At 43.7% G+C, this 25,915-nt stretch carries 26 protein-coding genes and 1 riboswitch; of the genes, 5 read left to right on the top strand and 21 right to left on the bottom strand.

What is annotated here, in order from left to right:
• Window positions 1–42: 42 nt before the first annotated feature.
• From DXD11_RS00130 to DXD11_RS00055, 16 genes are all read right to left on the bottom strand, one after another.
• Window positions 43–1,260: an LL-diaminopimelate aminotransferase gene (locus tag DXD11_RS00130; RefSeq protein WP_022216612.1), complete on the bottom strand. Its 1,218-nt coding sequence runs from the start codon at window positions 1,258–1,260 to the stop codon at window positions 43–45.
• 10 nt (window positions 1,261–1,270) lie between these two features.
• Window positions 1,271–2,071: a diaminopimelate epimerase gene (gene dapF, locus DXD11_RS00125; RefSeq protein ID WP_118016783.1), complete on the bottom strand. Its 801-nt coding sequence runs from the start codon at window positions 2,069–2,071 to the stop codon at window positions 1,271–1,273.
• A 25-nt stretch (window positions 2,072–2,096) separates the two neighbouring features.
• Window positions 2,097–2,648, bottom strand: a complete 552-nt coding sequence (locus tag DXD11_RS00120) for an ANTAR domain-containing response regulator (protein WP_070098466.1) — start codon at window positions 2,646–2,648, stop codon at window positions 2,097–2,099.
• A gap of 112 nt (window positions 2,649–2,760) precedes the next feature.
• A complete protein-coding gene (gene glnA, locus DXD11_RS00115; protein WP_117548547.1) occupies window positions 2,761–4,092 on the bottom strand; it encodes a type I glutamate--ammonia ligase in 1,332 nt (443 codons plus the stop codon).
• A gap of 147 nt (window positions 4,093–4,239) precedes the next feature.
• On the bottom strand, window positions 4,240–5,010 hold the full coding sequence (locus DXD11_RS00110; RefSeq protein WP_118757534.1) for an ABC transporter permease: 771 nt from the start codon (window positions 5,008–5,010) through the stop codon (window positions 4,240–4,242).
• Complete coding sequence (locus tag DXD11_RS00105; protein WP_118757533.1) at window positions 5,003–5,920, bottom strand: ABC transporter ATP-binding protein; 918 nt, start codon at window positions 5,918–5,920, stop codon at window positions 5,003–5,005. The genes DXD11_RS00110 and DXD11_RS00105 overlap by 8 nt, the downstream gene beginning before the upstream one ends.
• A gap of 129 nt (window positions 5,921–6,049) precedes the next feature.
• Window positions 6,050–6,313 (bottom strand): 30S ribosomal protein S18, encoded by a 264-nt coding sequence (rpsR, locus tag DXD11_RS00100; protein WP_015533306.1) that lies wholly within the window; start codon window positions 6,311–6,313, stop codon window positions 6,050–6,052.
• A gap of 17 nt (window positions 6,314–6,330) precedes the next feature.
• A complete protein-coding gene (locus DXD11_RS00095; protein ID WP_022216615.1) occupies window positions 6,331–6,783 on the bottom strand; it encodes a single-stranded DNA-binding protein in 453 nt (150 codons plus the stop codon).
• 16 nt (window positions 6,784–6,799) lie between these two features.
• A complete protein-coding gene (gene rpsF / locus DXD11_RS00090; protein WP_015533308.1) occupies window positions 6,800–7,090 on the bottom strand; it encodes a 30S ribosomal protein S6 in 291 nt (96 codons plus the stop codon).
• A 123-nt stretch (window positions 7,091–7,213) separates the two neighbouring features.
• Complete coding sequence (locus DXD11_RS00085) at window positions 7,214–7,984, bottom strand: TIGR03915 family putative DNA repair protein (protein ID WP_330426595.1); 771 nt, start codon at window positions 7,982–7,984, stop codon at window positions 7,214–7,216.
• Between the two features lie 11 nt (window positions 7,985–7,995).
• On the bottom strand, window positions 7,996–9,525 hold the full coding sequence (locus DXD11_RS00080; protein ID WP_118757532.1) for a putative DNA modification/repair radical SAM protein: 1,530 nt from the start codon (window positions 9,523–9,525) through the stop codon (window positions 7,996–7,998).
• Between the two features lie 198 nt (window positions 9,526–9,723).
• The gene (gene pckA / locus DXD11_RS00075; protein ID WP_004849399.1) at window positions 9,724–11,328 is read right to left on the bottom strand and encodes a phosphoenolpyruvate carboxykinase (ATP); all 1,605 of its coding nucleotides are present in this window, start codon (window positions 11,326–11,328) and stop codon (window positions 9,724–9,726) included.
• A 241-nt stretch (window positions 11,329–11,569) separates the two neighbouring features.
• The gene (locus DXD11_RS00070) at window positions 11,570–12,559 is read right to left on the bottom strand and encodes an ion transporter (protein WP_015533310.1); all 990 of its coding nucleotides are present in this window, start codon (window positions 12,557–12,559) and stop codon (window positions 11,570–11,572) included.
• 46 nt (window positions 12,560–12,605) lie between these two features.
• Window positions 12,606–12,872 (bottom strand): OmpA family protein, encoded by a 267-nt coding sequence (locus DXD11_RS00065; RefSeq protein ID WP_022216619.1) that lies wholly within the window; start codon window positions 12,870–12,872, stop codon window positions 12,606–12,608.
• Window positions 12,873–13,426: 554 nt separating this feature from the next.
• Entirely contained in the window at window positions 13,427–14,908 is a 1,482-nt protein-coding gene (putP, locus tag DXD11_RS00060; RefSeq protein WP_118757531.1) for a sodium/proline symporter PutP, read from the bottom strand.
• A 270-nt stretch (window positions 14,909–15,178) separates the two neighbouring features.
• Entirely contained in the window at window positions 15,179–16,504 is a 1,326-nt protein-coding gene (locus tag DXD11_RS00055) for a phenylacetate--CoA ligase family protein (RefSeq protein WP_118649321.1), read from the bottom strand.
• 254 nt (window positions 16,505–16,758) lie between these two features.
• Window positions 16,759–16,864: riboswitch (TPP riboswitch) on the top strand.
• A gap of 82 nt (window positions 16,865–16,946) precedes the next feature.
• Here DXD11_RS00055 and thiS point away from each other — a divergent pair.
• From thiS to DXD11_RS00030, 5 genes are all read left to right on the top strand, one after another.
• Window positions 16,947–17,147 (top strand): sulfur carrier protein ThiS, encoded by a 201-nt coding sequence (gene thiS, locus DXD11_RS00050; protein WP_055273666.1) that lies wholly within the window; start codon window positions 16,947–16,949, stop codon window positions 17,145–17,147.
• Window positions 17,147–17,917 (top strand): thiazole synthase, encoded by a 771-nt coding sequence (locus DXD11_RS00045; RefSeq protein ID WP_015533315.1) that lies wholly within the window; start codon window positions 17,147–17,149, stop codon window positions 17,915–17,917. Before thiS ends, DXD11_RS00045 begins: the two co-directional genes overlap by 1 nt.
• Before the next feature lie 14 nt (window positions 17,918–17,931).
• Window positions 17,932–19,185 (top strand): 2-iminoacetate synthase ThiH, encoded by a 1,254-nt coding sequence (thiH, locus tag DXD11_RS00040; protein WP_055143820.1) that lies wholly within the window; start codon window positions 17,932–17,934, stop codon window positions 19,183–19,185.
• Between the two features lie 73 nt (window positions 19,186–19,258).
• Complete coding sequence (gene thiE, locus DXD11_RS00035) at window positions 19,259–19,906, top strand: thiamine phosphate synthase (protein WP_055143818.1); 648 nt, start codon at window positions 19,259–19,261, stop codon at window positions 19,904–19,906.
• Window positions 19,907–20,028: 122 nt separating this feature from the next.
• Complete coding sequence (locus DXD11_RS00030; RefSeq protein ID WP_015533318.1) at window positions 20,029–20,478, top strand: PadR family transcriptional regulator; 450 nt, start codon at window positions 20,029–20,031, stop codon at window positions 20,476–20,478.
• A gap of 56 nt (window positions 20,479–20,534) precedes the next feature.
• Here the strand turns inward: DXD11_RS00030 and DXD11_RS00025 are convergent, their stop codons facing one another.
• From DXD11_RS00025 to DXD11_RS00005, 5 genes are all read right to left on the bottom strand, one after another.
• Window positions 20,535–21,833 carry a CAP domain-containing protein gene (locus DXD11_RS00025; RefSeq protein WP_118757530.1) on the bottom strand — a complete coding sequence of 433 codons (1,299 nt, stop codon included), beginning with the start codon at window positions 21,831–21,833 and terminating at the stop codon, window positions 20,535–20,537.
• A gap of 551 nt (window positions 21,834–22,384) precedes the next feature.
• Entirely contained in the window at window positions 22,385–22,924 is a 540-nt protein-coding gene (locus DXD11_RS00020; protein ID WP_015533320.1) for a hypothetical protein, read from the bottom strand.
• 159 nt (window positions 22,925–23,083) lie between these two features.
• Entirely contained in the window at window positions 23,084–24,292 is a 1,209-nt protein-coding gene (locus DXD11_RS00015; protein WP_015533321.1) for an ATP-binding protein, read from the bottom strand.
• Between the two features lie 583 nt (window positions 24,293–24,875).
• On the bottom strand, window positions 24,876–25,295 hold the full coding sequence (locus tag DXD11_RS00010; RefSeq protein WP_055223661.1) for a hypothetical protein: 420 nt from the start codon (window positions 25,293–25,295) through the stop codon (window positions 24,876–24,878).
• Between the two features lie 10 nt (window positions 25,296–25,305).
• On the bottom strand, window positions 25,306–25,915 hold a 610-nt coding region (locus DXD11_RS00005; RefSeq protein ID WP_199688715.1), incomplete at its 5' end, for a hypothetical protein.

Raw genomic sequence — 25,915 nt, 5'->3', positions numbered from 1 at the left:
CACGCTGATCCATGCATGTATACACCACAGCTTATAGCTGTATTACATATTCTTGATTCTCTCTATAGCCTCAACTGTATTCTCATAAGTTCCGAATGCAGTAAGTCTGAAATATCCCTCACCGCTTGGTCCGAAGCCTGAGCCTGGTGTTCCGACTACATTTGCATTCTCAAGCAGATAATCGAAGAAATCCCATGATGACATGTTGTTCGGTGTCTTAAGCCAGATGTATGGCGCATTTACACCGCCTGATACAGTGTAACCCGCATCCTTGAGTCCCTGTGAGATAACCTTTGCGTTGTTCATGTAGTATGCGATCTGAGCCTTTGTCTGAGCCTTGCCCTCGTCTGAGTACACTGCGTCTCCTGCTGCCTGAACAATGTATGGAGCGCCATTGAACTTTGTTCCATGTCTTCTTGCCCACAGGCTGTGCATTGACACGCCATCTGCGTCCTTCAGATCCTTTGGAACTACAGCATAGCCAAGACGTGTTCCTGTGAATCCTGCGTTCTTAGAAAAGCTCTTGAGCTCGATAGCACATGTCTTTGCGCCCTCGCACTCATATATTGTATGAGGAACATCCTCCTCGCTGATATATGCCTCGTATGCAGCATCGTAGATGATGACTGCTCCGACCTTATTTGCGTAATCTACCCACTCCTGAAGCTGATCCTTCTTGATCGTTGCTCCTGTAGGGTTGTTTGGGAAACACAGATATATGATGTCAGGTGTCTCCTTTGGAAGCTCTGGCGCAAAGTTATTGTCCGCAAGACATGGCATGTAAATTACATCGCTCCACAACTCTGTGTTCTTGTCGTATGTTCCTGTTCTTCCTGCCATTACATTTGAATCAACATATACAGGGTATACAGGATCACATACTGCGATCTTGCTGTCTGCTGTAAATATCTCCTGGATATTTGCTGAGTCACTCTTTGCCCCGTCGCTGACAAATATCTCATCAGCAGATATATCCACGCCTCTGTCAGCATAGTCGTTCTTTGCTATGGTGTTTCTGAGGAACTCGTAGCCGAGATCAGGAGCGTATCCCTTGAATGTCTCCGCAACTGCCATCTCGTCTACAGCCTTGTGAAGGCGCTCTATGATAGCCGGTGCAAGTGGCTGAGTCACATCACCGATACTGAGTCTTATAACTTTCTTGTCAGGATGTGCTGCGCTGTACTCTCTCTGCTTTCTTCCAACTGTTGAGAAGAGATAACTTCCCGGAAGCTTTAAATAATTTTCATTTGCCTTAAACATATCTTTCCTCCTAATATATATCAGTCCAGCCTTCAAATACTTCCCTTGCCGGTCCTGTCATGTACATAGTTTCATTCTGCCTGTCGTAATCAATATCCAAAGTTCCTCCAAGCAATGAGACCTTTACCGAATCTCTCGTCCTGCCGGCAGCTATCCCCGCCGCCACAGCCGCACACGCGCCTGTACCGCACGCAAATGTCTCGCCGGATCCGCGTTCCCACACGCGCATCCGCATATGATCTTCGTCAACGATCTGGACAAATTCTACATTTGTCCTGTTCGGGAACATGGGATGCGCCTCCATCTCAGGCCCCAAAGTCTCCATCTGACAGACATATATATCATCCACCCACACAACCGCATGGGGATTGCCCATGGATACCCGGACAAAATCCACAGTTTCATCAGGCAGAACAGCCGTCTCGACAGCCGCACCTATATCAGGTCTGCCCATATCCACACACACCGCAGCCACTCTTCCATCCTGCAGAATGCATCTGAGCCGTTTTATACCCGCCTGTGTCTCCACAGTAAATTCCGTCTTCTCCGTCATTCCATGGTCGTATACATACTTGCCAAGGCATCTTATGCCATTTCCACACATCTCTGCCCTGCTGCCGTCCGCATTGTATATATCCATATTAAAATCAGCCCTGGCCGAAGATCCTATAAGTATCAGTCCGTCGCCCCCAATGCCCCTGTGCCTGTCACTGACAAGCCTGGCAAGGATCTCCGGATCATACACCTTTTCTCTGAAGCAGTTCACGTACACGTAGTCATTTCCAAGTCCTTCCATCTTCGTGAATCGCAATAGAAAGCCTCCCTCTTGATCTGTTTTAGAAACAATCTGAATTATCCAGTATCATATATGCCATCTCGACTATATTTATACCGTTATCCATGCTCTTCTTTTGCAGATATCTGTGAGCGCCCTGTTCATCATACTCAAAGTCATGCATAAGCTTGAGCTTTGCCGCCTTGATGACCTTCTTCTCTTCCTCGGTTCTCTCCTTTGGCCTGGACTTTCTCTTTTTTCTCTCCCACAGAAGATTCTCTATTGTGAGACTTACGGTATTCACAAAGTCCATGGACTTTATCGGCATAGACAGACATACCACGCCGCTATCCCGGACTTCCTCATAATTCTTCTTGCTGCTGAGCACGATCATGTCAAAATATTTTGGAATATAATTCTCAAGATCTGAATACATCATATCCAGGAATTTATATCCACATATTATGACTCCATCGTCACACGCATCCGCAGCCTGCGCCGCCTGGGCTCCGGTTGTACACACCTTTGTAACACTTATACCATTGCGAATGAGCAGGTTCTTTATACTCTTTGCTTCCTCTATTTTCGGAAAAACTATTATAACATTTACCAAATCAAAGCCCTCTCAATCGTGTACGTATAGCTATTATCAAATATATAGGTAAGCAGACCTTTCGCTCCGCTTACCTATACTACTCATCATTTTATATTGTTCGTGTATAAGATCAGACTTTGTACAGATAGTTTGAGATCTCCCAGTCTGTAACCTGTCTTGTGTACTCATTCCACTCATCCATCTTGGCACTTGTATATCTCTCGAAGATGTGTGAACCAACTGCCTCCTTCATGAAGTCGCTCTCGCTCATGGCAAGAGTTGCCTCTCTGAGGTTTGCAGGAAGGCTGTGGATATGACGTGCCTTCTTCTCCTCTGCAGTGAGGTTGAATATATTTGTATCTACACTTGGCGGAACTGGAAGCTGACGCTTGATTCCGTCAAGTCCTGCTCTAAGGCATACTGCCATGGCAAGGTATGGGTTAGCTGTTGGATCCGGACATCTGAGCTCAACTCTTGTTCCTGCACCACGTGCACTTGGAATTCTGATAAGTGGACTTCTGTTCTTTGCTGACCATGCGATGTAAATAGGAGCCTCATAGCCTGGGACAAGTCTCTTGTATGAATTTACAAGTGGGTTGGTGATGGCTGTCATCTCCTTCATATGCTCCATGATTCCGGCGATGAACCAGTAAGCCTCCTGGCTAAGTCCGAGCTTATCGTTCTCATCTGCAAATATGTTCTTGCCATCCTTCTGGAGCGACATGTTCATATGCATACCTGAACCGCATACGCCATACTTTGGCTTTGGCATGAATGTTGCGCAGAGACCATGTCTCTTGGCAATAGTCTTTACAACCAGTTTGAATGTCTCGATGTTGTCGGCGGTTCTCAAAGCCTCACCGTACTTGAAATCTATCTCATGCTGTGCAGGAGCTACCTCATGGTGTGATGCCTCGATCTCAAATCCCATCTGCTCAAGAGTAAGAACCATATCTCTTCTCGCGTTCTCACCGAAATCCAGTGGTCCGAGATCAAAATAGCTTGCTCTCTCGTATGTGTTAGTTGTAGGCATTCCGTTCTCATCTGTCTGGAAGAGGAAGAACTCACACTCAGGACCTACATTCATAGTGTAACCCATCTCTTTTGCCTCAGCCAGAGCTCTCTTAAGTACATATCTTGGATCGCCCTCAAATGGTGTTCCATCAGGCTTATATACATCACATATAAGTCTTGCAACCTTTCCCTGCTGTGGTCTCCAAGGGAATGTCTCATATGTATCATAATCAGGATACAGATACATATCTGACTCCTCAATTCTTGCAAAGCCCTCTATAGAAGAACCGTCGAACATGATCTTGTTGTCAAGTGCCTTCTCTATCTGGCTTGAGGTTATCGCTACGTTCTTAAGGTCACCAAAAATATCTGTGAACTGAAGTCTTATAAACTCAACATCATCTTCTTTGACCTTTTTCAGTATGTCTTCCTTTGTGTATTTTCCCATCGTTATACTCCTTTTCTACACATTGTTTGATCCTCTGCATGTAAATCTCTATGAGATTTTCTCATAGCTAGAGTTATAATAAACTTTGACAGAACTTTTGTCAACACAGATGAACGGTTGAGCAAATGTATATTCTGTCATAATTCTCTATCGAAGATCTCTCTTTCTGAATGTCAGCCATGTTGCCACGATCATCACCGTGCCGTATGCAGCAGCCACCGCCAGCGATATTCCAGCATGGCTCCAGTCTATATCGACCTGACTCATCTCCCTCACAGAACTGAACGGCATATAGCCCAGTATTTTCTCCAGAACATCCGACTGGAACAGCACTGGCATGATCTGCACGCCGAGATCCACAAGGAAAAACAGCAGCAGATTCACTGATACTGACGCAGCCTTGGACGTCAGCGCAAATGCAAGGAATACGCATGTCATATATAACATCGTAAGCACAAAGCCCTCGCACGCCACCGATCTCAGCATATATCCCGCCACATCCATGGTAAATTCCTTTCCAAAGCCTCCACAAATGCATCCTCCTACGGTATACACAAGTATGTCTTCAAGAGAAAGTATCCAGATCGCCACTATATATACTATGATCTTCGCAAACATTATATGTGCTCTGCTGTGTCCCTGGGCTATCGCACACTGGATATCCCTGGACTTGTAATCGCTGGTGATGAGCGACGCCGCAATAAATCCAAACAGCATGCCCGACACCGAGCTTCCGGAAAACGAGCCCAGCAGATACTGGAACTGAAAATCTCCCGTGAGTTCTATTCCGAGAATATCTCCAACCAATCCCACCGAGATCAGATATATTATATCCTGGACAAAGAAAACTATCAGGCACACCCTGAAGCCCAGGCTCTTATACAGCTTATAAAATTCAGCCGACAACAGTTCACGCATAATGAGCACCCCCTATCCTGTGAATAAAGTAGTTCTCAAGGCTCTCCTCCTCGAGATGGTACTCACTGACAAACACCCTCTCATTGTAGAGAACCCATGCCAGCTCGTCTGAGTTTACCGGCTGGTCCACGATTATCTCATCGCCATTCACATACACATTCACTATATTGTATCTCATAGCAAGTATATCAAGAACCTTCTTCACATCATTGGTGCGCAATCTCAGTCTTCTGTGACACTTCGCATCAAGCTGCGCTGCGGAGAGGCAGTCTATGATCTGTCCTCTGTCTATCATTATGTAGTCCGTTGCCAGCTCGTGAAGCTCTGTGAGTATATGGCTTGATATAAGTATCGTCACGCCAAACCTCTGATTTATCTGCTTGAGAAGATTTCTTATCTCAACTATTCCAACCGGATCAAGCCCGTTTATAGGCTCATCCAGGAGCAGAAGATCCGGACCTGACAGCATGGCACAGCCAATTGCCAGTCTCTGCTTCATTCCCATCGAATAGTTTCTGAATTTCTTCTTACCAACACCCTGCAGTCCAACGTTTGCTATGGTCTGGTCGATGAGCTTGTCGTTCTTTATCCCCCTCAGCTTCATATTAAGCTTTATATTGTCTCTAGCATTATAATTGTCGTGCAGTCCGGCATGTTCACACACCGTTCCTATCCTCTTTCTGGCATTCACCAGCCCCTTACTGTCACTGGCGCCAAATAATTCTATCTCTCCCTCGTCAGGAAACAACAGACCATTGATATGATTGATCATGGTCGTCTTTCCTGCCCCGTTCTGTCCTATAAAGCCATATATCTTTCCCCTTTCAAGAGATATATTGACATTGGACAAAACAGTATTCTTTCCAAATGTCTTCGTGAGTCCGCTTACTCTCACAACATTCTCTGCCATTTATTCCCCACCTTTCTGTCCTCATAAAATACGCCTACAGGAAATAATATTCTATGAATTTACACAAAAACCCGTCATCCAGCACATAGCTGAATAACGGGTCCTTTATATACTTATCAATGATAAGAATTAATCCTGAACGTATGGTAATATTGCGATCTGTCTAGCTCTCTTAACAGCAATTGTGATTGCTCTCTGATGCTTAGCACATGTTCCTGTGATTCTTCTTGGAAGGATCTTACCTCTCTCTGAGATATACTTTCTGAGTGCGTTTGAATCCTTGTAATCGATCACAGCCTCTTTATTAGCACAATACTCGCAGACTTTCTTTCTTCTACGGATATTTCTTCTCTTCATTGGAGCGTCAGCTCTATCAGTCTTATTGTAAGCCATTGTATTTACCTCCTATTTTACTTGAATGGTAAATCGTCCTCAATACCTTCCGGTATACTCATGAAGCCCTCAGCTCCTGCATTGCCAGGTGCCGGTCTTCCTGCTGGCTGATATCCACCGCCTGATGCCTGTCCGCTTGCAGCCTTGCTCTCAGCAAACTCCTGCTCCTCAACAACAACATCAGTTGTGTACACCTTGTTACCATCCTTATTCGTATAGCTTCCAGTCTGGATTCTACCTGTTATAGCAATCTTCGTTCCCTGCTTCAGGTACTTCTCTGCAAACTCAGCGCTCCTGCCAAATGCAACGCAGCCGATGAAGTCTGCACTCTGGTCGCCATTTCTATTGAATCTTCTGTCTACAGCCAATGTGTATCTTGCAATAGCCATCTGGCCATCACCTGTGTTTGACTGTGAATATCTAACTTCCGGGTCTCTTGTGAGACGACCCATCAATATTACCTTGTTCATTATAGAATACCTCCTATTACTCGGCGTCTAATCTAACGCAAAGATATCTAAGAACTGATTCCATAATACGAATGTTAGCCTCAAGCTGAGCTGGAACTCCAGCCTCTGCATCAAACTGAATGAAGTAGTAGTATGCTTCGCCCATCTTCTGAATCTCGTAAGCAAGCTTCTTGAGTCCACACTCGTTAACTTCTGTAATTGTTGCGTTAGCCTTCTCAATATAAGACTTAACCTTATCAACTACAGCTGTTCTGGCTTCCTCATCAATCTTTGCACTAACAACTAAAGTTAATTCATATTTGTTCATTACATTGCACCTCCTTATGGTCTCTGGCCCACAGTCATCTGTGAGCAAGGAAAATATGATTAATACATCACAAGTTCAGATACTATCATATTTTTCCAGCCAATTCAAGCATTTTTTCTATGATCATCCCAAAAATTCTGTGGCATGCTTTCTCGACCACAAAGGGAACATGCTTCTCTGGCATCTGTAGTTCTCTCTCTGTTCCACGCTCACCGCGCTGAAGAATGTTCTCCACATATCTGTGTAATCATCCTCCATATATTCTGCACTGCCCAGCGTCTCCATCTCCTGATCTGTAAGCCGCCTCACATACATATCCGAATCCACCGGATGCACCACGGCGTAACGTCTGCCATCATCCACTATCAGCCAGTATTCTGACGGCATCCTGTCCGCAAAATAACTGGCGACAAGAAGCGCAACATCGTCCTTTGGTTCTATATGACATACATACACCCGCCCCTGGACAACAGTGAATCTGGCTATCTCCCTGAATAGATGTGCCTCGTTGCTCACACTCCGCCCAAGCTCCATGATACGCATCACCTCCGGACTTATGAGCATATGTTCCACCTTTCGGCCCTCGGCAAATGCCAGTATCAGATATCTGTACACAGTGTCCAGTGCATCCTCCTGATGCGACAATAGTGCATTGAATACGTTGCGGTACACCAGCCAGGATACCTTCTTCACAGACCGGGTAAACTTCTGCACCTTGTCCGCATCCGGCTCGACATGTATATAGTCAGCGAACATATCCAGTTGTTCCACTGGCTCCTTCATAAGCATCACATGGTCGTGTCCGACCTGCAGTGCCATACTCCACGCCTCATATATGCATGTAGCCATATCGTCATATCTGTCTCTGCATGTGAAAACCTTCATATTGTCCATAACTTCCACCTTCACGCCTTCATTCCTATATCAAATAAAGTCATCTGTCTATACTGTTCATTGCCGTGTGATGCCTGCCAGTTCTCTCCCCGGCTCAGATCCGTCATCTCCCTGACAATGTAATCCCTCTCTATAGGGATCCTGTACATCATACGTCCGCCACACGTTATAAAATAATGTGCTCTCTTAAGCACCACCCCCATCTTCTTCAGATTATCGAAATCCAGACTTCCGTATCTGCGGGCTCTCACTATCCTGCCCGCAGACTTCGGCCCTATGCCGGGAATCCTGAGAAGCAGATCATACGGTGCCGTCTGCACCTCCACCGGGAACTGGTCAAGATGCCTCACTGCCCAGTTACACTTCGGATCCATTCTCTGATCGAGGTTCGGCTCGTTCTCAGACAATATCTCCTCAGCGTGGAATCCATAATATCTGAGCAGCCAGTCCGCCTGATACAATCTGTGCTCACGGAGCAATGGAACCGCCGTATCCAACGCAGGGAGTGCCGAGTCCTCGTTGATCGGTATATACGCGGAGTAGAACACACGCTTCAGATCGTATCGCTGATACAGTCTCTGGGCTGTGTGTATGAGCGTGTAATCCGACTCTCCGCTGGCTCCAACTATCATCTGTGTGCTCTGTCCCGCCGGGACAAATGCCTGTCTCCTGTCTGTATCTCCAAACATGACAGGGAGGGGCGAAGAGGCAGCACCGATGTCTCTTTTATCAGAGGTCGTTCCATCTGTGAGTGCCTCTGCTGCTGACATCTGCAGAGCACCATGTCTTTCCTGCCCTGCCAGCTCTGCTTTGTATGCGGTCAGATCCTTCTGCAGATTCTTCTCGTTGAATATGCTTCCAGTAAGGTATCTGTTGATACCGCTCCTCTCCATACGCGCAGTCTTGCCCACCGCTAGTCTGTGAGATTCTATAGTGCTGGTCAGCTTGCCCATGGGATCAAGTATGGTGTCAAAGCTCTTGTTCGGGGCAAGCTTCTTCAACCCCTCCTCAGTCGGCAGCTCCATATTAACACTTATCCTGTCCGCTAAATATCCCACCATGCTTATAAGCTCATCCGATGCCCCCGGAATGGTCTTCACATGGATATATCCGTTGAACCTGTACTTCGTCCTGAGAAGATACAGAGTCTCACACATCCTCTGCATGGTGTATGTCGGATCCCTGAGCACACCAGAGCTCAGGAACAACCCTTCTATATAATTCCTCTTGTAGAACTCTATGACCAGATCGCACAGCTCCTCCGGTTCAAATGTCGCTCTTGGCACATCATTGCTTCTGCGGTTCAGACAGTACTTGCAGTCATATACACAGTGGTTCGTCATAAGGACCTTAAGCAGCGATATACATCTTCCATCCGCTGCAAAACTGTGACATATACCACATGATACACTGTTGCCCAGGGCTCCCTTCTGTCCCTTCCTGCCCACTCCACTGGATGTACACGCCACATCATACTTCGCCGCATCCGCCAGTATATTCAGTTTTTCATTCGTTGTAAGTCCTGTAATTATCTCGTTCATGCATAATATTATACGAACATTTGTTCGGTATTGCAAGAGGTAATTTCTGGTTGCCGGTTAAAGCATAATATTACTTACTTATGGATGGCGCAGACAAAAAAGACCGGACACACTCTGAACGAATGTATCCGGTCTTCTCTATGCGAAAGGCTCTGGACTATGACAGTTCCTTTCTTCTATATGATCCTAAGCTATATCTTAGAGCTGTGGGCCTGCTGCAACTAATGCCTTACCTGCTGCATTACCCTCGTACTTAGCAAAGTTCTTCTGGAATCTTGCTGCAAGATCCTTAGCCTTTGTCTCCCACTCTGAAGCATCAGCGTATGTGTCACGTGGGTCAAGGATTGCTGGATCTACGCCAGGAAGCTCTGTTGGAACCTCGAAGTCGAACATAGGGATCTTCTTTGTAGGAGCCTCATTGATAGCACCGCTGAGGATTGCATCGATGATTCCTCTTGTATCCTTGATTGAGATTCTCTTGCCTGTTCCATTCCATCCTGTGTTGACAAGGTATGCCTTAGCGCCGCTCTTCTCCATCTTCTTAACAAGCTCCTCTGCATACTTTGTAGGATGCAGCTCGAGGAATGCCTGACCGAAGCAAGCTGAGAATGTAGGTGTTGGCTCTGTGATACCTCTCTCTGTACCAGCAAGCTTTGCTGTGAATCCTGACAGGAAGTAGTACTGTGTCTGCTCTGGTGTAAGGATTGACACTGGAGGAAGTACTCCAAATGCATCTGCTGAAAGGAAGATTACGTTCTTTGCAGCTGGTGCTGATGATATAGGTCTTACAATGTTCTTGATATGATCTATTGGGTAAGATACACGAGTATTCTCTGTTACGCTCTTATCAGTGAAATCGATCTTGCCGTTTGCATCAAGTGTAACGTTCTCAAGAAGAGCGTTTCTCTTGATAGCGTTGTAGATGTCTGGCTCTGAATCCTTGTCAAGGTCGATAACCTTAGCATAGCATCCACCCTCGAAGTTGAATACGCCGTTGTCATCCCAGCCGTGCTCATCATCACCGATGAGGAGACGCTTTGGATCTGTTGAAAGTGTTGTCTTACCTGTTCCTGAAAGGCCGAAGAAGATAGCTGTGTTCTCACCGTTCATATCTGTGTTAGCTGAGCAGTGCATTGAAGCCATTCCCTTAAGTGGAAGGTAGTAGTTCATCATTGAGAACATACCCTTCTTCATCTCTCCGCCGTACCATGTGTTAACTATAACCTGCTCATGGCTTGTGATGTTGAATGCTACACATGTCTCTGAGTTAAGTCCTAACTCCTTGTAGTTCTCAACCTTAGCCTTTGAAGCATTGTACACTACGAAATCTGGCTCGAAGTTCTTAAGCTCTTCCTCAGTTGGCTTGATGAACATGTTTGTTACGAAATGAGCCTGCCAAGCAACCTCAACGATGAAACGGATAGCCATACGAGTATCAGCATTTGCTCCGCAGAATGCATCAACTACGAAAAGTCTCTTGTTTGAGAGCTCCTTCTTTGCAAGGTCCTTAACTGATGCCCATGTCTCCTCTGTCATTGGATGGTTATCGTTCTTGTACTCATCTGATGTCCACCATACAGTGTCCTTTGAATTCTCATCTACTACAATATACTTATCTTTAGGTGAACGGCCTGTATAAATACCAGTCATAACGTTAACTGCGCCAAGTTCACTAACCTGTCCCTTCTCGTATCCCTGAAGGTCAGCCTTTGTCTCTTCCTCGAATAACAATTCATATGAAGGATTGTGTACGATCTCTGTTGTGCCTGTAATGCCATACTTAGTTAAATCAACTGTTGCCATTTTTCTTAACTCCTTTTCTTTAAATGTATTTCATTGATAGGTGCATGTCGCCTGTACCCTGCCGGCACCGCAACTATACAGCACTCAATAATCTGAAAATAAATATGAACACTTTCTCTCATATTCAGTTGAAAGTATACCCAATTAGTCAAAATAAATCAATATGATTATTGAGTTTTTTTTGTAGTTTACAGAAACTTCTCATTTATAATCTCAATTTTATATTTATTACTTGCATAAACTAAGATAATGAGCTTCCACGTCTCTTCTCAAGGAATTTTGACTTCACTATCAGAATATCACCTGTCTGTATCTCCAGATCACCTGTCGGCAGTATAGACATATTATCCCTGAGTACCATATATATATTCACACCATACTCCTCCGTAGCCTGGAGTATGGTCCTGCCGCAAAACTTGCTCACATCATCTACGAGCAGTTCTCCAATCTCGTCCACATCAACAACTTTGGACTCCTCGTTGGCATTGTTTTGATACTGCTCTACAAATCCGGCGCTTATGATACCTGTAGGTATCGCTACCAGCAGAACTCCCATAAATGCTATGACTATCGCCATGCATTTGCCCAGCAGCGTGATCGGGTAAATGTCTCCATACCCCACGGTAAGGACTGTCGATACCGCCCACCATATGCCGCTGAAGGCGTTGCTGAACACTCCCGGCTGTGCGGCATGCTCAGTGCTGTACATACACAGGCTGCTCGCCATCATCAGTATAAATATGATGAACATGGACGATATGATCTGTCTGCTCTTTCTCAGCAAGACTATCTTAATGACATTGAAGCTGTCGTACTTTGAATTGATCCTGAAAAGATGGAATATACGGATCACCCTGAGCATCCTGAACGCCACGAAGCCAGACAGAAAGAACACTGGTATGATCGTGAGCAGATCCACAACTCCGTCATATGATATGAGGAACTTTCCTATAGCCTTTCCTCTGGTGCATGTGGGATACAGGAAATCCGCCGTCCATATGCGGAGAATGTACTCAACACAGAATATGCCTGTAGTCACCCACTCGATAACACTCAGCAGCCCATAATATGGTTCAAGCTGATCGTAGGTCTGCAGGAACATCACCGATATGTTCGACAATATGACACCCACTATGAATATGTCAAATGCCCTGCTCGCCAGATTGCTTTTGTCCCCTATCTGTATTATGTCAAATATTTGCTTTTTGAGTTTTGTCTTGTTTACCGCCATTGCTCTCCTCTTATATATCTATTTGTCCTTGAGAATGTCCATCATCTCATCTATCATCTCTTCGTCCTGAAGCCTGAACTTGATCTCCACGCGTCTCGACGCTGCCATGCCCACTGCTTATGATGCCGTTGCTCTCCGTCAGACAGTACTTTGCCACTGAGAACGCTCGCTGCTGTGAAAGTTCAAGATTGTATATGTAGGAACCATTCGTATCCGTGTGTCCCTCTATGATTATCTCCGAAACGTATTCCCTGTAATCATCGCGCAGAAGCACACTGCAGTACTTCGGCAGGAACTGGTTGATGGTAAGCATACACGAATATACCACCCGTTATGGCAAACATACGCACACTTATAATCGCCCTATCTCCTATCATAATTAAAAAGAGGCTGTTTTACCAGTTGAAATACTTACTCTTTTATCTGTTATTTACATAATTACGCAGGATTTACATGTATTAACAAGTCACTGTGCATACCGCACAAATGGGCATTTAATTTTTGTGCACATTAAAATGTGTGTCATAAAATCTTTAAATTCTGTGGATTTTATTTTGCAAAACGTTTTTTTTCTGTACATATTCTGTTCATATTTTGTGTATATACTGAACTCAGTTGTTCAAGAGAAAGTAATTTACTCTTAGTTGTTTAAGTTGTTGTTTAAAAAAGAACCGCCTAGCAATTCAGGTGGTTCTTTTTTTGCGCACAAAATTATCTCTTATTTAGCAAAAAAGGCTGAAAAGATACAATTTCTTCAGATTTTGTATCTTTTCAGCCTTTTATTTTGATTTAGAGATAATTTTGTGTGCAGACGAACTCATCCGCCACCAAAAGATCCCAGCTTTATAACTAACTCTACACTGCAAATTACTCCGTAGGAAGCTTAGCCTTCTCGAATATCTCAACAACCTTGTCGTCAGGCTTCTTTGTGAGAAGTGATACGACGATAGCTGTAATGAACGCTGCTGCAAATCCAGGAACGATCTCATAAAGTCCTGTTGGTGTTGCAAGGAACTTGTACCAGAGCATGTCAACAGCAAATCCGACTATGATAGAAGCAAGTGCTCCATTGTAATTCAGTCGCTTCCAGTACAGTGACAGAACGATGACCGGTCCAAATGCCGATCCAAATGCGCCCCATGCATTTGACACGAGTGCCATGATACCCTCGCAGTCTGGATTCATCGCTATGGCAAGTGCCACAACTGAGATGATGATGACCACAATTCTTCCTGCCCAGAGCATCTCCTTGTCGGATGCACTCTTTCTGAATATAGGCTTGTACACATCAGACGAAAATGCTGATGATGAAGCAAGGAGCTGTGAATCAGCTGTACTCATGGACGCTGCAAGGATAGCTGAGAGAAGTATACCAGCTACAAGTGCAGGGAACACGCCTCTTACAAGTCTGATGAATACCTGTGAGTTATCTGTAAGTCCACCGCCAAGATACTTAAGGCCGACCATACCAACTACGGATGCCATAACGAGGATGATTCCCGTCCAGCAAGTACCGACTATTCTGGACTTCTTCATCTCCTTCTCTGACTTGATTGAAATGTATCTTATAAGAATATGTGGCATACCCATATATCCAAGTCCCCATGCAAGTCCTGATATGATATTGATCACACTGGTCTTGTCAAATGAACCACTTATAAGGACATTGTAATAATTGTCTGGAATGACAACATCAGGTGCTATAAAGCCAGCGCCCTGCATGGTGATGACCGCAATGATAGGTGCGATCATGAGAGCTGCAAGCATCAGAAGTCCCTGGAAGAAATCCGTCCAGCACACTGCATTAAAACCACCAAGGAATGTGTACACGATGATGATGACTGCAGCGCCGATCATGGCTGTATTCCTATCGATGCCCATAACAGTGTTGAACAGAGTACCGCAGGCCGATATACTTGACGCAGCGTATATACAATATGCAACCACAAATATAACTGCACATATTATGAGAAGCAGCTTATTGTCTGACTGAAAACGATTTGTCAGATACTGAGGTATAGTGATCGAATCGTTGTACGCTATCGAGAATCTTCTGAGTCTCGGTGCTATGAATATCCAGGCACATGCTGTTCCGATGAACAGACCAACTGATATCCACATGTTGCTGAGTCCTGTCGCATAGAATGCTCCGGGCAGTCCCATGAGAACCCACGCACTCATATCAGATGCTCCGGCGCTGAGTGCAGCCACCAGACCATTCATATCTCTTCCTCCAAGAAAATAATCCTTCTCTCCGGCATTCCCCTTGGATTTGAAGAAGAAATAAATTCCTACACCGATTACCAGGACAAAATACGCTATAAACGCAATCATCTCGTAAACATTCATTAGTTAATCCACCTTCCATAATAATTATAATTTATCTGCTCCGCACCAACTTTACCACTGCAGTGCAGTATCTCACTGTCAGTGCACATAACAAAGCAAATTCTACACGGAAACTTGCCAAAATGCAAGATTTTTCAGCATTTGGCTATTATAAACTGAGGCCAGCGCTCTCCAGAATAAAAAAGCGGCCCATGGTGGCTTGTCCGGTCATGATCCCGGAAAGCCCACCATCGAGCCGACTGTTTATATTTGACTACCTGATCTTATAGATTAGAATCCGATATGTCTGTTATCTGTGATTCTCTTTGCCTTGCCCTCTGAACGTGGAATGGTCTTAGGTGGAACCAGCTCAACCTTTGCGCTGATAAGCAGTGTCTGCTTGATATCTGTCTTGATGCGGGATGCAATAGCCGCAAGCTTTGCAGCATCGCCCATATCCACATCTTCCTTGAGCTCTACCTGAACTGTCAGCTTGTCCTGTGAATTCACACGATCAACCACGAGCATATAATGAGTTGAAGCCTCCTCCACACCGAGGAGAACTGACTCTATCTGACTAGGGAATACATTTACACCACGAATTACAAGCATGTCGTCTGTACGGCCTGTGATACGACTCATCTTGACAGTTGTTCTTCCACATGCACATGTGCCGTGTGTAAGTGTACATATATCATGTGTCCTGTATCTGATCATAGGAGTACCAGTCTTAGTAAGAGTTGTAAATACAAGCTCTCCCGGAACTCCGTCCGGAAGCGGTTCTTCTGTGACAGGATCAATAATCTCCGCGAGGACATGATCCTCGTTGATGTGCATTCCATTCTTCTCAAAGCACTCAAATGCAACTCCAGGTCCACCTATCTCAGTTAATCCATATATATCAAATGCATCAAAGTCGAGGAGCTCCTCAAGATGCTGTCTCATCTCCTCAGTCCATGGCTCAGCGCCAAAGCATCCGGACTTAAGCTTAAGTTCGGACGGATCAATACCCATCTCTCTAATCGTCTCTGCAAGATATGTAGCATATGATGGTGTACAACAGAGCATTGTAGCACCAAGCTCTTTCATCATCGTGATCTGTCTCTGTGTATTACCTGATGACATCGGTACCACCATGGCTCCAACCTCGGTAGCCCCCTGATGAGCACCGAGTCCGCCTGTGAACAATCCATAACCGTAAGCTATCTGGATGATATCATCCTCTCCGGCTCCGGCACACCTGAATGCCCTGGCAACCATCTCTGTCCATACATCAATATCATTACGTGTATATCCTGTTACGATAGGCTTTCCTGTGGTTCCTGATGAACCCTGTATTCTGATGATATCCTTCTTGTCCGCAGCAAACAATCCAAATGGGAAATTATCCCTGAGATCTGTCTTCTGTGTAAACGGAAGCTTTGTTATATCATCTATTGTCTCTATATCCTCCGGCTTTACCCCAGCTTCATCCATTCTGGCTCTGTATGCCGGAACATTTGCATATTCAAGTTCTACTGTCTTTCTAAGTCTCTCCCCCTGAAGCTTTCTTCTCTCCTCAGGATCCATACACTCCATCTCTTTATTATAGATGTAATGAATCTTCTTCTGTCTCATAACTTCACTGTCCTCCATAAGATAAATCAAATCAGCATTTGTGCAACCTGCTGATTTTGTATGACACTTTAGTGCGCCAAACAACTAAATTGTACATACATATGTGGGCTGTGTCAAGGAAAAGCCATCAATCGCAGTACATTTTCCGTATATTTTTGAGAGAGCTTCGAATATTTGCGGTCAAATGGCATATTTGCCTGATAGATTACTCTTGCATTCCGGGTTTTCAGGTCGTATATTATTATCTGACAACAAAAAGAGGACGCGGGAGCTTGTAGTACAGGCTGAGAGGAAGGTGTGACCTTCGACCGGAAACCTGATTTGGATAATGCCAACGTAGGGAAGCCTGATAGCAGTCGTTTGTTAAAGTGCAGACTTTATTGGAGTTACCAAATCGGTAACTCTTTTTTTGTGCAGATAAAAGACTTTGGAGGAAAGGGCTATGGTAACAGTGAACGGAAAAGATCTCGACATTGCCGGGCAGAATCTGGCGGCATTTCTTGAAGAATCCGGCTACAAACCGGTGCGCATAGTTGTTGAGATCAACGAAGAGATCATACCGAGAGAGACATACGCAGACATTACATTTAACGACGGCGACTGTGTGGAGGTCGTGAGTTTCATGGGAGGAGGAGCATTATAATGAAAGAAGACAAGCTGATAATCGGAGGACATGAATTCAATTCAAGATTTATTCTGGGTTCAGGAAAGTATTCCATGAAGCTGATCGAATCAGCTATAAAAGACGCAGGAGCAGAGATCATCACTCTGGCCGTCCGCCGTGCAAATACAAAAGAAGAGGAAAATATTCTCGATTTCATCCCGGAGGGAGTTACTCTCCTGCCAAATACAAGCGGCGCGAGGAACGCCGAGGAGGCCGTGCGCATAGCAAGGCTTGCAAGGGCTCTGGGCTGTGGAGACTTCGTCAAGGTGGAGATCATGCGCGACAGCAAATATCTCCTTCCCGACAACCAGGAAACGATAAAGGCAACCGAGGCACTGGCAAATGAAGGATTTGTGGTACTGCCTTACATGTACCCGGACCTGAATGCCGCCCGTGATCTAGTAAATGCGGGAGCCGCAGCGGTCATGCCACTGGCATCACCTATAGGTTCCAACAAAGGACTAGCTACCAAAGACTTCATCCAGATCCTCATCGACGAGATCGAACTTCCGATCATAGTTGACGCCGGTATCGGAAGGCCATCCCAGGCATGTGAAGCCATGGAGATGGGCGCTGCCGCCATCATGGCAAACACTGCCCTCGCCACAGCCGGAAATCTGCCACTCATGGCATCGGCATTCAAGGACGCGATAAATTCAGGCCGAAAGGCTTATCTGGCAGGTCTTGGAAGAGTTCTCACCAGAGGGGCATCCGCTTCAGATCCACTGACCGGATTCCTGCATGACTAAGGGGGTGCACTCAGATGGAAAACCACTTTCTGATAGACTCGGAATATCTTTCGCCGGAAGCGCTGGAGATCAAGCACCGTCTGGAGACAGATCCATCGTCAAGGAAAAGCCATATGGAATACCTTCCGGGCATGGAGGTTATTGAATCTGACATCCGCAGCAAGGTCATGGAGCACATGAACAGCTACGACTACAGCAGTTACACAGGCAGAGACGTCATGGCGGCCCTTGAACACGAGACGTGCAGCATAGAGGACTTCAAGGCTCTGCTCTCCCCCGCCGCCGAACCATTTCTTGAGATGATGGCGCAGCGCGCAAGCCGCGAGACAAGCAGGCACTTCGGCAACACGGTCTACATGTTCACGCCGCTCTACATAGCCAACTACTGTGAGAACTACTGCGTATACTGCGGCTTCAACTGCTACAATCACATCAACAGAATGAAGCTCTCAGCAGAGCAGATCGAGAAGGAAATGAAGGTCATCGCCGACAGCGGTATGGAAGAGATCCTTATACTGACCGGCGAGAGCCGCAGCCAGAGTGACGTAACGTATATCGGCGAGGCATGCAAGCTTGCAAGGAAATACTTCCGCATGGTAGGCCTTGAAATATATCCGGTGAACACCGATGAGTACCGCTACCTCCATGAGTGCGGTGCGGACTATGTGACAGTGTTCCAGGAGACCTACGACGCAGACAAATACGAGACTCTTCACCTGATGGGTCACAAGAGAGTATGGCCATACCGTTTCGACTCGCAGGAGCGCGCCCTCATGGGCGGAATGCGGGGCGTTGCATTCTCAGCACTGTTAGGGCTCTCCGACTTCCGCAAGGATGCACTGGCAACAGCCCTTCACGCGTATTTTCTCCAGAGAAAATACCCACACGCAGAGATGTCACTCTCCTGTCCAAGACTGAGACCGATCATCAACAACGATCAGATCAATCCTCTGGACGTACACGAGAAGCAGCTCTGCCAGATACTGTGCGCATACAGGATATTCCTGCCATTTGCCGGAATAACGGTATCTTCAAGGGAGAGTGCAGACTTCAGAAACGGCATAGTGAAGATCGCAGCGACCAAGGTATCGGCGGGCGTGTCAACCGGAATCGGCGATCATGAAAGCAAATACAGCGGCAAGACTTCCTGCAGTGAGCAGGGCGACGAGCAGTTCGAGATCAACGACAACAGAAGTCTTGAACATATGTATTCAGACATAGAGGGCGAGGGACTGCAGCCCGTACTCAATGACTATCTGTATGTGTAACAACAACTATCAGATCAAAACGATCTGAACTATACAGCATACCGCCGTCTGCCGGCGGAGAAAGAAGTTTGAAATGTATACATTTGATCCTACTTTATATTTTATAACGGACAGCACAGGGTTGTCCGAGGAGGAATTTCTGTACAGAGTGGAGTGTGCTCTGGACGGCGGTGCGACACTCATGCAGCTTAGAGAAAAGGAAAGAACTACCCGTGAGTACATACATCTTGCGGACAAGGTGCACTCAATTGCGCGCCGCTACAACGTGCCACTCATCATAGATGACCGGGTAGATGTGGCGCTGGCGACCGATGCCGAAGGTGTCCATGTGGGGCAGACAGACATGCCAGTCTCCATAGCCAGAAAACTCATGGGGCCTGACCGCATCGTGGGCGCAACCACCAAGACTGTTCCTCAGGCCGTGGAGGCGTATGAACAGGGAGCTGATTATCTGGGAGTTGGAGCCATCTACCCAACCACCACCAAGGTCAAGACAGTGCTCACATCCACGGATACACTGAGAGACATTTGCAAGGCAGTTCCCATCCCGGTAAATGCCATCGGAGGACTCAATCCGACCAACCTGGATGTCCTCTCGGGCATACCTATCGCCGGCATCTGTGTGGTGTCCGCCATAATGAAAGCTGACGATCCAAAGGATGCTGCCAGCCGTCTATTGGCATTATCCAGGCAGTTACAGTCAAAAACCTTTCTCAAATAAGCAAAAATTGCAAAAATACGCAACTTATTTTCATTTTAATGAAAAGAAAGGTTGCAATTAAATGATTTTGCAATTACAATCAATACAAAGTGTAACTATTTTTTTTGTATGAGGTGGTTTTAATGGAAAACGTATTAAACAGCATATATTCCAACAGTATTATGGTTCAGGATCAAAGTAATGATACCGCAAAGGAAGCAGCAGTTGAGGCTGTACATGCAAGAGTCGTTGCAAAGCCGAACTTCATCAGAGGTTCCGTGGAGCTGCTCGTACTCTATCTGCTCAGCCAGAAAGATTATTACGGCTACGAGCTGTCACAGCTCATGGACTCACTGTCAGACGGCGTGATAAAGATTCCTATCGGTTCTCTATATCCTGCACTGTACAAATTGATTGAATACGGTTTCATCTCCGATCACAAAGAGCAGGTTGGAAAGAGAATGACCAGAGTATATTATCATCTGGAGCAGCCTGGATTCCAGCGTATGCATATTCTTATAACTGAGTATACAAAGGTTCACAAGGCTATTTCATCCATACTTGACTATACTCCAGAGCCTGAGAAGAAATAATTTCTTTCAGATTAAAAATACCGTTGTCCATATTTTTTATGAACAACGGTATTTTTTTATTTTACTATTCTGTACTTCTTTGAAACTGTACCCTTATACCTTCCGGAAAACTTTATCTTCACCGTATATGTTCCGGCTTTCTTTCTCGCCTTAGGATATGTCACCTTGTAGTATTTTGATGATATTATCTTACCATTGCTGTCCTTCACAGTCACCTTAGGTGTCTTTGTCTTACCATCATACTTATATCTCGTCTGTGATAATGTAACACTCTTTATCTTCTTGACAACGATATACTTCTTCTGGCCGCATTTTCTGCATGTATGTAACACCTTGCCATCGCTTCTGGTAGTTGCTGTTTTTACTACCTTGCCGGAATATACATGCGCACATTTTCCTGTTACTGTTACCGTATATGATGCTGAACGTGATCCAACAGTGGCTGTGATCTTCACAGTTCCCTTTCTGAGACCTGTTACCACTCCTGTAGGTGACACCTTTGCAATAGCGGAATTCGATGTTTTCCACTTAGCTCCCGCAAGCACCTTATACGATGTACTTCCATACTGTCCAAGGACTGCCTTGAGTGTGAGAGTTACCTTCTGTCCCTCCTGCACGCTCTTATTTCCGGTCATCTTAACCGATGTGATATTGTCCTTCTGCACCTCCACCGTAACATCGCTCTCACCAGTGGACTTAGCCATAGTCTCAGCCTGACTGCCGCTTCCCATGAACTGGGCTGCAGTCGTATTCGGATAAGATGCATTCTTATTTATAAATGTACCAACACCCACATACCTGTTTGCAGGATTTATCATGGATGTGTAATGTCCGGTCACCGCTCCAGGAGTTCCCTTCACATAGGCATCCTTCTCGCTGTACCACTGCTCAATGCCCATGAGCATGCTCTCTGACCAGTTCCACGCAAGCACCTCGGAAGTCGGCCAGCCATTTCCCGGATATTTGAAATCAAATACAGACTTTCCGTTAAGTCTTGAGTGATACATTGTAACACTCGCCTCCGCAGCTCTGATCCTTGCTATCTTCTCAAGTCCTGCCGACCACTTGATCGGCACATAGTCGTCAAGCGTCAATTTCCGTCCATCAATCTTAACGCCCTGCTTACATGCTTCATAACGGATCTGATTGATCCTCTTCACTGCAGCCGAAGCCTCCGACACATACTTGCCCTTCATTGCTATAAACACGCAATTGGCAGATGGTTTTGTCACATCCGCAGGTATTGTCGCCGCTTCAGCACTTGTTCCTCCCGGCACGATCACTGACAATCCAACCGCAACTGCGATCGCCAGAGCCATTATCAGGTGTAACAACTTCTTCTTTTGTACTCCCATAGTTTAAATTTGTCCTCCTCTTATAATATGTATCAGCCTGTTGATTTCATTATAACTCACTATGTGATTTATTGCATGCCTATTTGCTAAACAATACAGTATATCGCATTAATCTATGTACTCAGGCATTATGTTTTCGCCTATAACACAATCCAACATTGTTTTCAATTTACCAAGTTCTTTATTTGAGTTACTCTTTATAAACTGATTTACTACCTCTAATGCCATTGGTATTTTATCTAATTCAAGAACCTCTTCTTCATAATCATCAATAATAATGTCGCATTTTTTGTTGATTTCAGCATTTGGGAACTAAATATGAGGTTTTGATTTTGACTGTCCTTAAGTGCACCCATCCCCAAAATTTTGCTATGGAACTGTCTTTATAAAAACTTTCGCTATTGCCTATTACTTCGTAAGGGCAAGTCGAAAGTTTTTGGTAAAGACAGTTAGTCTTTCATAACAAATTTTCTTGTTACAAAAAGTGCGTTTATATCGGTCAATTGGAACTTAATATGAAGTTTTGCCTTCTGGTACCATTTTCTAATCAATTACTGTGTGATAGATTTTCTTTCAACGTAAAAATTTTCAAAATTAATTTCAAAATTCCAATCGTTTCTTCCAAATGAATCCCTAGTCAAATCATTTATTCCTTGTGCTACTACCATGATATGACCAGCACAATTTTTCAACGAAACAAATATATAACCTTTTGGACAATTTATCTCTGATAAAAAGTCTGCATTATCATCATATATTAAAAGTGACCTTATTTCATTAAACTCCTTTATAATTATTAATTTTCTTTTCTCTTCTTCATAATCAGCTGATATTATTGCACCATTGATTACAGAAATATCCTTATTCCTATAATTAAGATGATTTCCTAAACTCCTATACGAAAATACTAAATTTCCCTCTTCATTATATGCACTAAATCCACTATCTGATGTTTCATATTTTTCCTTAATCATTAGCATACCTTTTCCATGCTTAAATGCATATAAGGTATATTCGTTATAAATCGAGATGGTTTTGCCTCCCACATCCCATTCCACCATTTTATCATTTTTATTAACACGCACATCCATTTTTCATACTCTTTTCGCTAATCTACCCAATATTCATCAACAATATGGACATAATCTTCTCGTTTTATATCACTTCCTAAATTCGAAAACAAATCAACTTCACGGATTCAGGTCTTTACTATGAAATTGGGTGGGATTTTGGTATTTCATCCCTCAATCTTATTCCTCACCAAGTAAGAACTGCAGCGCATTAATTCTCCTGATACCATCGTAATCAGCATCAGGGTCTTCATCCAGTGTTATGATATACTTTGGATAATGGTCTGTAATTTTCTGCAATGGTCTTAGCTCTCTTAAAAGTGTTGATTCCTCTCTGACCGTAGCAGCCACCTGATAGTAAATAATTCCCTTACTGTTCATGGCAACAAAATCCACTTCCTCTGATTCCACCTTGCCGACATAGACCTTATATCCTCGTCTAATAAGCTCAAGATAGATTATATTTTCCAGAATATGACCAGTGTCTGCATTTCTAGAACCAAGTAACATATAACGAAGTCCAATGTCAACCACATAATATTTATCAAGAGTTTTCAAATAATTCTTACCCTTCACATCGTATCGTTTTGCCTGATAAACTACAAATGATTCTTCCAGCGCTGTAATGTATTTCTCAACAGTTTTTACATCCACTTTTCTTCCGTCAGATGTCATAGTGTCACTGATTTTCTTTGTCGATGTAAGATTACCAATATTATCAAACATAAATCGTATCACACTTTCAAGCATCATCACATCGGTAATCTTCTTTCTTGAAATAATGTCCTTTAACATCACAGTGCTATAGATACTCTCAAGATACTGATTAATTACTTCTTCCTTCTCATCCAACATCATAGCATATGGAAATGAACTGAATTTCAAATATTTCTGATACTTTAGCGAAAGTTCTTTTTCATCTCCCGTTGCCTTCACATATTCTTTAAAGGAAAGGGGCAACATCTTGACCTCCACATATCTTCCGGAAAGAAATGTTGCAATCTCAGAAGATAGCATATAGGCATTCGAGCCTGTCAGATACAAATCTACATTTGGCTTTAAATTCAAACTGTCCACAACCTTTGGAAAATCTTCCACATTCTGTATTTCATCAAAGAACACATAGTGCATATCATCATCTACAAGCCTATCCTTGATGTATTTATATAATTCTCTTGGCTGCTTCAAATCTTCATAATCATAGTCTTCAAAATTAATAGCAATGATATGGTCTGCTTGTACCCCAGATTCTTTCAGATAGCCCTGAAATATCTGCATAAGCGTGGATTTGCCACATCGTCTGATACCTGTTACAATCTTTATAATGTCTTTATCTTTAAATTCCTTCAAAGTTTGAAGATACTCGTCTCTAAGTATTATCTTATTCATATAATCCTCCTGTTTTGCGAAACAAAATCCGAGTCCTATGATGAGGAGAGGATTTACCTTCTTTCTTATGAATCTATTTTCGATGACTAATTTATTTTTTATTTGCTGTATTCATTATATCCAAAAACTTGTTTATTTTCAATAGTTATTGGATTTCATTCCAAAAACTATTCTTTTATTGCTTTTTCTTGGATACCATTATTATATTCAATATTTCCAGATACAATTCCAGAAAACGTAAGCGATGTATAATCGCACGGTTTGTCGCCACCAACATTTCATTAGATAATCACTTCAGGAGTGAGTATCTCTCCGAATCAGCTGTATTTGTAGTTGGAGCCGTTTGCTCTAACTGTGATTGATTCCGGTTGAATTCACTCTGAATAACCTTTAGGAGTGAATTACTATGAGTTCAAAAAGACTGCACTACTCTGATTTCGCTTTAACCTATGAATTCCTCTACGGAATTCTGACTCGATTCATAGTAATCGGTCACCGAAAAGTTTTGCCTTCGGCAATGGTTATGGAGGTAGTTGGATTTATTAGATTTTACTTCTAAGGAAGTCTTAAAGTATAACCATAATTAAATATAAACAATCACAATGCCTGTCTCCGATGATTTATTATCATAATATGAAAATATTTTTCCCCATGCATAATCATATTCTATTCCTGTAATACTTTCATTACTTGGAATTCCTAATTCATTTTTCAAAAAATCATTATTATGTTTTCTTAATTCTTTCAGAATATTATCATTCATTGTTTGATAATTCATTTTGTACTTCTCTTCAGCATTACTTAATTCAACTTTTGATATTATCTTATTATCACAAAAAATAGTAGTCCAGAACTTTTCTTTATTTAATTCCATTGGCTCCTTGGATATATATACTTTTCCAGTATTAAATTTTATTACATTGAATTCATCTGCATTTAATATATCAATACTCGTCTTTGGTTCAATAATATATCTTCCCAATTTAATTTTCCCATTTTTCATAGCATTTCTCCTACTTAATTTCATTCATCATACCGAAATATTCCTCTAGTGATATTTTAGTATTTGTTAAACTAATCGTTTGATTATCTAATTTTTCCAGTACTCCATTAGCACAATTAAAATCAAAATTAGGGTCAAATCTTTGCGTTAATCCTCCTTGACCAAATTGCGGATTATTCAAAGCGACTCCATCTACCACATTTAGTTCTCCATGAACTTTGTAAGGAGTTAACTTACTTCTGTATTCTGCATAAGCCATTCCTTTTTCATAATATGGTTTTACTTGCAATCCTCCAAAGACCTTTTGAGCATCATTGCCTATAGTCTGCGCTACTTCTGATGTTGTAGAATACCCCGTTGGGAATGGTTCGCCCATATAGATTATATCACCATCATGTAATGTTATATTCGTATAGGCATCCACACCAGTATAGGGATAACTACCTTGCCAAGCGGACGCTACTTCTGATGGATTACAACTTTCCCAACACACATTTTCTTTCCCATATGTATCCCTATAATAATTATACCAATCCATTCCTGTAACATCGTCTATTGTTGTACTTCCACCCTCACAAGTAATACTTCTTTCAGACTCCACCCGTCCTTTGCTAGTAGAC

Source organism: Coprococcus sp. TF11-13 (assembly GCF_003481085.1).
Classification (GTDB): Bacteria; Bacillota; Clostridia; order Lachnospirales; family Lachnospiraceae; genus Coprococcus; species Coprococcus aceti.
This window is presented reverse-complemented; position numbering and strand designations above follow the sequence as displayed.